The organism is Acidovorax sp. BoFeN1 (genome assembly GCF_003345135.1).
GTDB lineage: Bacteria > Pseudomonadota > Gammaproteobacteria > Burkholderiales > Burkholderiaceae_C > Acidovorax > Acidovorax defluvii.
Window position 1 is genome coordinate 1 of record NZ_QOZT01000120.1, and the last position, 8,896, is coordinate 8,896.

General features: G+C 66.1%; 11 protein-coding genes. 3 read left to right on the top strand and 8 right to left on the bottom strand.

Annotated features, from left to right (window positions below):
- Positions 1-210: 210 nt before the first annotated feature.
- Complete coding sequence (locus DTW89_RS17830) at positions 211-1,410, top strand: MFS transporter (RefSeq protein WP_442858119.1); 1,200 nt, start codon at positions 211-213, stop codon at positions 1,408-1,410.
- Between the two features lie 78 nt (positions 1,411-1,488).
- Here DTW89_RS17830 and DTW89_RS17835 read toward each other — a convergent pair whose 3' ends face one another.
- The 5 genes from DTW89_RS17835 to moaA form a co-directional block, all read right to left on the bottom strand.
- Positions 1,489-1,827, bottom strand: a complete 339-nt coding sequence (locus DTW89_RS17835; RefSeq protein WP_024814701.1) for a thioredoxin family protein — start codon at positions 1,825-1,827, stop codon at positions 1,489-1,491.
- A gap of 163 nt (positions 1,828-1,990) precedes the next feature.
- Entirely contained in the window at positions 1,991-3,343 is a 1,353-nt protein-coding gene (moeA, locus tag DTW89_RS17840) for a molybdopterin molybdotransferase MoeA (protein ID WP_114656904.1), read from the bottom strand.
- On the bottom strand, positions 3,340-3,729 hold the full coding sequence (locus DTW89_RS17845; RefSeq protein WP_330863510.1) for a GNAT family N-acetyltransferase: 390 nt from the start codon (positions 3,727-3,729) through the stop codon (positions 3,340-3,342). The genes moeA and DTW89_RS17845 overlap by 4 nt, the downstream gene beginning before the upstream one ends.
- Before the next feature lie 144 nt (positions 3,730-3,873).
- The gene (mobA, locus tag DTW89_RS17850; RefSeq protein ID WP_114656905.1) at positions 3,874-4,506 is read right to left on the bottom strand and encodes a molybdenum cofactor guanylyltransferase MobA; all 633 of its coding nucleotides are present in this window, start codon (positions 4,504-4,506) and stop codon (positions 3,874-3,876) included.
- Positions 4,507-4,677: 171 nt separating this feature from the next.
- On the bottom strand, positions 4,678-5,817 hold the full coding sequence (gene moaA / locus DTW89_RS17855) for a GTP 3',8-cyclase MoaA (RefSeq protein WP_114656906.1): 1,140 nt from the start codon (positions 5,815-5,817) through the stop codon (positions 4,678-4,680).
- Positions 5,818-6,006: 189 nt separating this feature from the next.
- On the opposite strand from moaA, the gene DTW89_RS19840 reads away from it, so the two are divergent.
- Complete coding sequence (locus DTW89_RS19840; RefSeq protein WP_236637202.1) at positions 6,007-6,195, top strand: hypothetical protein; 189 nt, start codon at positions 6,007-6,009, stop codon at positions 6,193-6,195.
- A gap of 18 nt (positions 6,196-6,213) precedes the next feature.
- Positions 6,214-6,846, top strand: coding sequence for a type IV pili methyl-accepting chemotaxis transducer N-terminal domain-containing protein (locus DTW89_RS17860; RefSeq protein WP_236637203.1), 633 nt, complete (start codon positions 6,214-6,216; stop codon positions 6,844-6,846).
- A gap of 39 nt (positions 6,847-6,885) precedes the next feature.
- Here the strand turns inward: DTW89_RS17860 and DTW89_RS17865 are convergent, their stop codons facing one another.
- The 3 genes from DTW89_RS17865 to DTW89_RS17875 form a co-directional block, all read right to left on the bottom strand.
- Positions 6,886-7,305: a BLUF domain-containing protein gene (locus DTW89_RS17865; RefSeq protein WP_114656907.1), complete on the bottom strand. Its 420-nt coding sequence runs from the start codon at positions 7,303-7,305 to the stop codon at positions 6,886-6,888.
- A gap of 124 nt (positions 7,306-7,429) precedes the next feature.
- The gene (locus DTW89_RS17870; protein WP_114656908.1) at positions 7,430-8,191 is read right to left on the bottom strand and encodes an SDR family oxidoreductase; all 762 of its coding nucleotides are present in this window, start codon (positions 8,189-8,191) and stop codon (positions 7,430-7,432) included.
- Positions 8,192-8,294: 103 nt separating this feature from the next.
- Positions 8,295-8,896 (bottom strand): DUF2889 domain-containing protein (locus tag DTW89_RS17875; RefSeq protein ID WP_114656909.1); only part of this gene is annotated, 602 nt, incomplete at its 5' end.

An 8,896-nucleotide genomic window follows, 5' to 3' on the forward strand; every position in this document is an offset into this window, starting at 1 on the left:
GTGCGGGCACGCTGGGGGGTTGTTCGTAAAATGACCGGCTGGGTGGTGACGGTCGTGGCCAGCAACGCCGTCTGCAATCCCCTGCTTCAGAATGCCATATGCGCCCGCAGGCCGCGTGCGGCACTCGCAGTTTTTCCAATCTCTTCGTATCCTTTTTCCATCGACGAACGCAGCGCTCTCGGGGCCTGCCGGTCTCTTCATTCAACACTTATGCAACGTCATTGGCCTCCGTTTGCCTGGGTGTGTTTTGCCATGTGTGTGGGAGTCATGGGCACCGCCCTGGCCAGCCCGCTGTATCCGCTGTACCAGGCGCACTGGGGCTTGCAGCCCAGCCACATCACCGGCATCTATGTGGCCTATATGTTCGGGGCGCTGGCCAGCCTGCTGTTTCTGGGGCGGCTGAGCGACCGGTTTGGTTTTTTGCCGGTGCTGCGCCATGGCCTGGTGCTGGTCACGGCCGGCGTGCTGCTGTCGGCGCTGGCCTGGAGCGTGGCGTCGTTCGTGGTCAGCCGCGTGTTGATCGGCATTGCCTCGGGAATGATCACCACCTCGGCGTCGATCGGCCTGACGCAACTGAACCGCAGCAGCAACGTGATGCGTGCCTCGGCCATGACCAGTTTTGCCATGGCGCTGGGTTTTGGGCTGGGGCCGCTGGTGGGCGGGTTGATGGCCCAGTGGGTGCCGCAGCCGCTGGTGACGGCCTATGCACCCAGCGTGGTGCTGGGGGGGCTGGCGATTTATGCATTGCACCAGGTGCAGCTGCCCCGCCCGGCTTCTGCCGCCGCGCCAGGGCGGTTTGCCTTGCATGACTGGCTGCCGCGCATCACGCTGCCGCAGCCCGCCCTGCGCCGCCCTTTTCTGATTGCCAGTCTGGGGGCGTTCAGCACCTTCGGCATCTTTGGCCTTTATGCATCGCTGGCACCGAGTTTCATGGCGCTCATGGTCCCCTGGCACGGGCCGGCCGTGAGTGGCCTGTCGATTGCCATGATCTTGTTTCTCTCTGCCGGCTTTCAGTGGCTGGCCCGGCCGGTGCACACCAAGACCTGCGCCATCGCGGGGCTGGGTTTGCTGGCGGTGTGCAATTTCTTGCTGATTGCCACCACCTACACCAATCTGCCGCTGCTGTTTGTGCTGAGCGTGCTCACCACGGCAGCGGGCCACGGTCTGGTCAACCTGGCGGGCATTGCCATCGTGAACAAGGTGGCTGGCCCGCAGAACCGGTCAGGGCTGTTGTCCACGTATCTGGTGGTGGGGTATCTGGGCACCATCGTGCCCATTCTGGGTGTGGGCTGGCTGTCGGACCACCTGGGCCTGACGGTGGCCATCGTGATTTTCTGTGGGGCAATGGCGCTGCTGACCGGCGCACTGGCCTGGCTGGCGCACCGCACCCCGGTGATCGAACAGGCCTGAGCGGGCTGCAGCGTGGCGCCGATGCGGTGCCGGCTTGGTGCCCGTGCACGGTGGTGGCTGCGGGGCAGGGCCTTGGTGTCAGGCGTCACCCGCCGCACTGGCGCTGTGCAGCGGTGCTTGGATGGCGCGGGCATCCTGGGGGCGGACCACGCGCGCCATTTCCGTCCCATCGCGCAAAAACACCAGCGTGGGCCAGAGCTTCACGCCAAAACTGCGGCCCAGGCGCTGGCCGGGGCCGTCCTCCACCTTGACGTGGACCACATCAGGCCGGTCGCGCAGGGCCTGCTCGATGAGGGGCTGGGCGCGCTGGCAGTGGCCGCACCAGGGTGTGCCGAATTCGAGCACGGTGGTGCCGGGCAGGCTGTCCACCTCGGCGCGGGTGGGGGCTTGTGCAAGGTGCTGGGCGGCGTAGGGCATAGGTGCGAAGATTTCTGCAGAAATGCGAAGAGATCCATTGTGCTGCGCTTCACCCGCTCGGCGTGCAAGCGGCGCGTCCCCGGCCAGGGACGCCGAGCAAGGGCCGCCCCGCAGCGAGGGCGTCGTCCCCCTCTAGGGGAAGGCGCGAAGCGACACAGGGGGGTTAAATGACACCGTCAAACACCATCACATCCACGGCGTCACCCGGCGACACGTTGCCCTGGCCGTGGTGCAGCACGATCAGGCCGTTGGCCTGCACCATGGAGCTGAGCACGCCCGAGCCCTGGTTGCCCGTGGTGCAGACCTGCAGCGTGCCGTCGGCTGCCGTGGTGACGGTGCCGCGCTGGTATTCGGTGCGGCCAGGTTTCTTGCGGATGGCTTCGGTGCTCACGGCGCGCAGCAGTGGCGGTGCGGCGCGGGTGCAGCCCATCATGCGCAGCAGGGCGGGGCGCACAAAGGCGAGAAAGGTCACCATCACCGCCACGGGGTTGCCAGGCAGGCCAAAAAGAACAGCGCCGCTTGCCGCTGACGCAGTATTGTTTTGATAGCTGCTTGCGCTTTCTGCATAAGGGCTAGAGGCACTTTTTGCTTGAAATCCTGCGCTGGCGATGCGCCCCACGGCCATGGGCCGGCCAGGGCGCATGGCGATGCGCCAGAAGGCCACGTCACCGAGCTGCTTCATCATGGTGCGCGTGTGGTCGGCCTCGCCCACGCTCACGCCGCCGCTGGTGATGATGGCGTCGGCCCTTTGCGCAGCATCGCGAAAGGCGGCCTCCAGCAGGGCGGGTTCGTCGCGCACCACGCCCAGGTCGATCACCTCCACGCCCAGGCGCGTGAGCAGGCCAAACACGGTGTAGCGGTTGCTGTCGTACACCGCGCCCTCGCGGGGCGGCTCGCCCAGGCTCAGGATTTCGTCGCCGGTGGAGAAATACGCCACGCGCAGGCGGCGGTACACCGTGATGGTTTTCAGACCCAAACTGGCCACCAGGCCAAGAGCAGCGGGCGTCAGTAGCTCACCTTTGGATAGCGCCACGCCGCCTTCCATGAGGTCTTCCCCCTTGAAGCGGCGGTTGTCACCCAGGCGCAGCACGTTGGCGGCGATGGTGATGTGCCCGTCGGCGCTGGTGGTGAACTCTTGCGGCACCACTGTGTCCAGGCCCGGGGGCATGATGGCGCCGGTCATGATCTTCAGGCACTCGCCTGCGCCCACAGCGCCAGTCCAGGCCTTGCCAGCCAGTGCGGTGCCCACCACGCGCAGCGTGAGCGGCTGACCCGCCACCAGTTGCGCGCCAGCCAACGCATAGCCATCCATGGCCGAGTTGTCGTGGGGCGGCACGCTCAGGGGCGAGACCACATCGCGGGCGAGCACGCGGCCCAGGGCCTCGAAAATGCCAAGCTCTTCGGTGGCTGTGACGGGCAGCGCCAGCCGTTCAAGAAAGGCCGACACCTGGTCGGCGCTGAGCGCCTGCGGGTCATAACCCTGCAGTTCGGCGGCAATCTGTGCAATGGTTTTCATGGGCAAATCAACGGTGATGAGGGAAGAAGCCGCACCATGTGCAGCTGGTCGTAACCCACGCCCCGCACCACGATGGCGCGGGGCAGCAAACCCCAGGCGCGAAAGCCGGCGCGCTCATACAGGCGCACCACATGCGGGTTGGACGCGGTGACCGTGAGGGTGAGTTGCTCCAGCCCGGGCACCTGCTCGGCCTGGTGGATGCAGGCTGCCAGCAGTTGCTGCCCGATGCCGCGGCGCTGCGCGGCGGGCGCCACCATCATGCTGACCACCCTGGCACTGTGCCGCTGCTGGGGCAGCAATTCGCGCTCGGAGCCAATGCAGCCCAGCAAGGGGCCATCGGGGGCGAAGGCGCCCAGAAAAAAATGGCCCGATGCGGGGGGCGCCAAAGCGCGGGGCGTAAGCGCTGGCGGGCCGGTTCACCGACGCGGCATGGTCCGAGCTGAAGGACTCGGGGGCACATTCAAGGGCTTCGTCCCGCAGCGATTTGTAGGGGTGCACGTCCGCAGCCGTCAGGGGGCGGATGAGCCAGGTCATGGCGCGCCAGAACCCTCAAGGCGGTGCAGCTCGGCCAGCGTGTTGGCGTTGAAGAACGCCAGCGGGTCGTCGCCGGGCTGGTCAAACGGCACCACCACTTGGTGGTGCTGGGCGGTCCAGGCGTCAATCTTGCGGCCACCTGCCTGGGTGAAGGCGACCAGGCTTTCAAGCAGGTCCACACGCAGCAGGCAGAACACGGGCTGGGGGCGCACTGCGGTGCCGCCCGCGCCATCGTCCTCGGGCGCGGCGGCCATGGCAATGTCGGCGCCCGCCTGGTCGGCGGCAGTGGCCAGCCGCGAAGCCAGGTCCAGCGGAAACAGGGGCGTATCGCAGGGCACGGTCAGCAGCCAGGGTGTTTCGCAGCGCTCCAGCCCGGTCAGAAAACCTGCCAGCGGGCCGGCATAGTCGGCCAGCACGTCCGGCCAGACGGGTGCGCCAAAGGCCTCGTAGGCCGCCAGATTGCGGTTGGCATTGACCATGGTGGCGCCCACCTGCATCTGCAGGCGCATCAGCGTGTGCAGCGCCAGCGGCAGGCCGCGAAAGTTTTGCAGGCCTTTGTCGACGCCGCCCATGCGGGAGCCTCGGCCACCGGCGAGAACGAGGCCAGTGATGTCTTGGATATCAATCATTCGTTGGTTTTAATGGTTTGCACAGGCGGTGCGGTTCCTGTTGCCTTGAAGCACGCGCGGCATAGACCAGTGCACCCGTGAAACTGGCTCTGCCAGGCCACCAGGTGCGTTCCCCTCCCGCGTAGCGAGAGAGGGGGAAGGCGCCGAAGGCGACTCAGGGGGAGATTCATCTCACCCACCGATATAGCTCATCTCCACCCGCCGCGCAGCACCGTGCGTAGTGTCCGCAGGCAGGCTGCTGCGCAGTTCGGAATAGCGGTCGGTGCGCTGCTGCCAGATGGGGGCAATGGCCGATGCAATGGCTTCGTCGGTGGCGCCGCCGCGCAGCAGCGTGCGCAGGTCGTAGCCCTGGGTGGCAAAGAGGCACAGGAAGAGCTTGCCTTCGGTGGACAGCCGCGCGCGGTTGCAGTCGTGGCAGAAAGCCTGGGTCACGCTGCTGATCACGCCTACTTCGCCCAGCGCCGGGTCGTGCCGGCCTTGCGTGTTGGTGTAGCCCCAGCGCTCGGCGGTTTCGCCGGGGCTGCTGGGGTCGAGCTGCACCAGGGGCAGTTCGGCGCGCAGGCGGGCAATGAGCTCGGCCGAAGGCAGCACCTCGTCCATGCGCCAGCCGTTGGTGGCGCCCACGTCCATGTATTCAATAAAGCGCAGCGTGGTGCCCGTGCCGCGAAAATGCCGCGCCATGGGCAAGATCTCGTGGTCGTTGGTGCCGCGCTTGACCACCATGTTGACCTTGATGTGCGACAGGCCCGCTGCGTGCGCGGCCTCGATGCCCGCCAGCACATCGGCCACCGGAAAATTCACATCGTTCATGCGGCGAAACACCGCGTCGTCCAGGCCATCCAGGCTCACGGTGACGCGGTTCAGGCCCGCATCCTTCAGCGCCCGCGCCTTGCGCGCCAGCAGCGAGCCATTGGTGGTGAGGGTGAGGTCGGGCGGCGTGCCGTCCACGGTGCGCAACTGGGCCAGTTGCGCCACCAGTTCTTCCAGGTTCTTGCGCAGCAGGGGCTCGCCCCCGGTCAGGCGGATCTTGCGCACGCCATGCGCCAGAAAAAGCCGTGCCAGCCGCGTGATCTCTTCAAAGCTCAGCAGGGCGTTGTGTGGCAGGTAGGCATGGTCCTTGTCGAACACTTCCTTGGGCATGCAGTAGTTGCAGCGGAAGTTGCAGCGGTCCGTCACGCTGATGCGCAGGTCGCGCAGCGGGCGGCCCCGGGTGTCGGTCAGCAGCCCGGTGGGGGCGGCAGCCTGCGCGGGCACCTTGGCCGCCAAAGCGGCGATGCGTTGGTCCACCAGAGGAATCACACGTTCAGCCATGGCGTGATTCTGCCGCATCGGCCCCGCCATCGACGGCTTGCCCCTACCGGCGGGGTTGACACGCATCAACCGTGCGGGTCGGGAGGTGCGTTTTGCAAGTGTCCGGCGAATGGCACTTGCTTGACTTGGCTAATGGGGTGCACATGCCGCATCACAACAATCACGGGCACACAGTTTCAAGGAAATGACATGACGAATGCGACATCGATAGCACAAGCGCTGCCCTGCCAGCGCCGGGTGGCCGTGCAGTGGGTGGCGGCAGGCATCCTGCTGCCCACCTGGGCCAACGGGGCGCAGGCGCAAGTTGCGCTGTCGGGGGCCATCAACCACGCGGGGCGTTTTCGTGCGCTGTCGCAGCGCATGGCCAAGGCGTATTGACAGCAGCATCTGACGGTGATGCCTGCCGCCGCCGTGGATGTGATGGCCCATGCGCGCAAGCTGGTGCAGCAAGGCTCTGCCGAACTGGCGCGGGGCTCGCAGTCGGGCCAGTGGCCTGCCGATGTGGTGCGCCAGCTGGACGAAGTGCAAAAACAGTTTGCCTTGCTAGACGAGTTGACCGCGGTGCCCACGTCGCGGGCCGCCGTGGTGGCGGTGTCCGAGCAGTCCGACCGCACGCTGCTGGTGGCCCAGGCGGTCACCGAAGCCATCGAAAAAATGGCGCGGGTGGCCAGCGCGCGGCTGGTGAACCTGGCTGGGCGCCAGCGCATGCTGTCGCAGCGCATGGCCAAGAACTATTTTCTGGTGGCGGCCAAGGCCGACTCCAAGCTGGTGCTCGCGCAACTGGCGGCAGACGCCAACGATTTCCGGCAGGCCATGCAGTCCCTGGTGGCGGCACCGGTGTCCACGCCCGCCATTCGCGGCGAGCTGGAGCTGGCGGCCTCGCAGTGGGTGTTTTTTGAATCTGCCCTGCGTCGGCCCGCCGACGAGCAGGGCATGAGCGCGGTGGCCGCCACGAGCGAACGCCTGCTGAGCGTGATGGAGCGCCTCACCGGCCTCTACGAAGCTGCCTTGCGCGAAGTGCTGGGCTGACCACGCAGCGTGCAGCGTGGCGTGCCCGTGCGCAGGGTGCTACTCCAGCCAGCGCACGTTCTGCATGACTTCGTCAAAAAAGCTGCGCAGCGTTGACGTGCTCATGCTGTAAGGGTCGAAATCGACCGAACTGGAGTATTTGAGGAACAGTTGCCGGTTGGTGTCCAGCGAGGTCAGCAGCCCCATGGACCAGCTGGTAAAGCGCCGGTGCGGAATTTCACCAAAGTCGAGCACGGCAGTGTCGCGGTGGCGCGTGTCCTTGAGCAAGCGGTGGTACAGCGCATTCACCGCGGTGCGGTCACCTTCAAGCTGCTGCAAAAAGATGCCATGGTTCAGGCACAGCGCGCCAGTGATGCCCGCACGGGCATTGTTGCGCTGCGATGCGCCCAGAATATCCTTGATGTCCGCAGGGCCCAGCACGCGCGCGGTGCGGCTGGCGTAAGTGAGTTGTATCAACATGTTTGTCTCCTGAGGGGCGCAGTTTCTCAGGTTCGGCGTACCAGGGTGCGTGGGTCCGCCAAAGGCCCTGCAGTCCGGGCGCATGGGATGCGCCGCCCGGATTTCGCAAGTTTTCCGGTGTCGGTCAGACGCAGCGTGCGCCGTCCACCTCGATGCACACGCCGCTGACAAACGCCGCCTCATCGCTGGCCAGGTACAGCGCGGCGTTGGCCACATCCAGTGCGGTGGAAAAGCGGCCCAGGGGAATGGTGGCCAGAAACTTCGCACGGCGGGTTTCGTCCACCGGGCCGCCCGCAAACTCGGCGGCCAGCCCCGTGTCGGGGTTGAACACGGGGTTGATGCAGTTCACACGGATGTTGTCGGGCCCCAGCTCGGCCGCCATGGACTTGCTGGTGGTAATGACGGCGCCCTTGGAGCCGTTGTACCAGGTCAGGCCCGGGCGAGGCCGCAGCCCGGCGGTGGAGGCAATGTTGATGAAACTGCCTCCACCGGCCTGGCGCATGGCCGGCACCGCGTGGATGGCCGAGAGGTAAATGCTTTTGACGTTGATGGCATAGACCTTGTCGAACTCTTCCTCGCTCACTTCGAGCATGGGGCGGTTGCGGTGCGTCCAGCCTGCGTTGTTGACCACCACATCCAGCCGGCCATGCAGGCGCACGGCTTCATCGACCAGGGCCTTGACCTCGGCCGATTGCGTCATGTCGGCCTTGAAGAAGGTGGCCTTGCCGCCCGCAGCAATGATCTCGGCCACCACGCGCTGGCCACCGGCCTCGTTGATGTCGTTGACGATGACCTTGCCACCCTCGGCGGCCAGGCGCTTGGCAATGCCTTCGCCAATGCCGTTGCCAGCGCCGGTGACGATGATGGATTTGTGCTGCACGCGCATGGTGTTGTCTCCTGGCTTTTTAAATTGATAGCAGCTTGCGCTTGATGGATAAGCGCTTGGGGCCATTTTCATGTATTTTTTTGCCCCATGACGCGCGCCAGGGTTACTGTCCGGTATGCGCGTCGACCGCCTGGCTTTGTGTGGCGGCCCGGTCCTCCGGCACTGCCAGACCGTCGGGGCTGCGGCGGTAGAACTGCGGAAAATATTCCTTCACACCGTTGCCATGGAAGTCCCAGCCGGTGCACTGGCCCAAGTGGCGGGGCGGCTCGTCCTCGTTGGCCGACGAAAACACGGCGGGCACCGACTGGAAAGCCGCCGTGGCCAGGTTGAACAGCAGCTCGCGCAGGTGCGTGCAACTGGCCACGCCGCCCAGGTTCTTCTGGATGGCCTGGCGCCAGCCGCGTGCCATGCTGCAGCCCACCATGGATTGCAGCGCGGGCTGGGCCTGGGGGCAGTCTTTGAGCGGGTGGGTGTCCATGGCCACGTCAATGGCCTGCACCACCAGCTGGCGGTTGACGGTAACGCGCAGCCACATGTGGTGGATGGGTTCACCGGCACGGCGCATGCCGGCATCGCGAAACGAGGGGGCGTCGTGCATCTTGCTGTCGTGCAACTCGCCTTCGATGTCCCACAACCCATCGTCGCGTTCATAGCCTTGGTAATTGACGCGGCGCTGGTGCCGGGCGGTGCGGGGGGCAGGGGGGC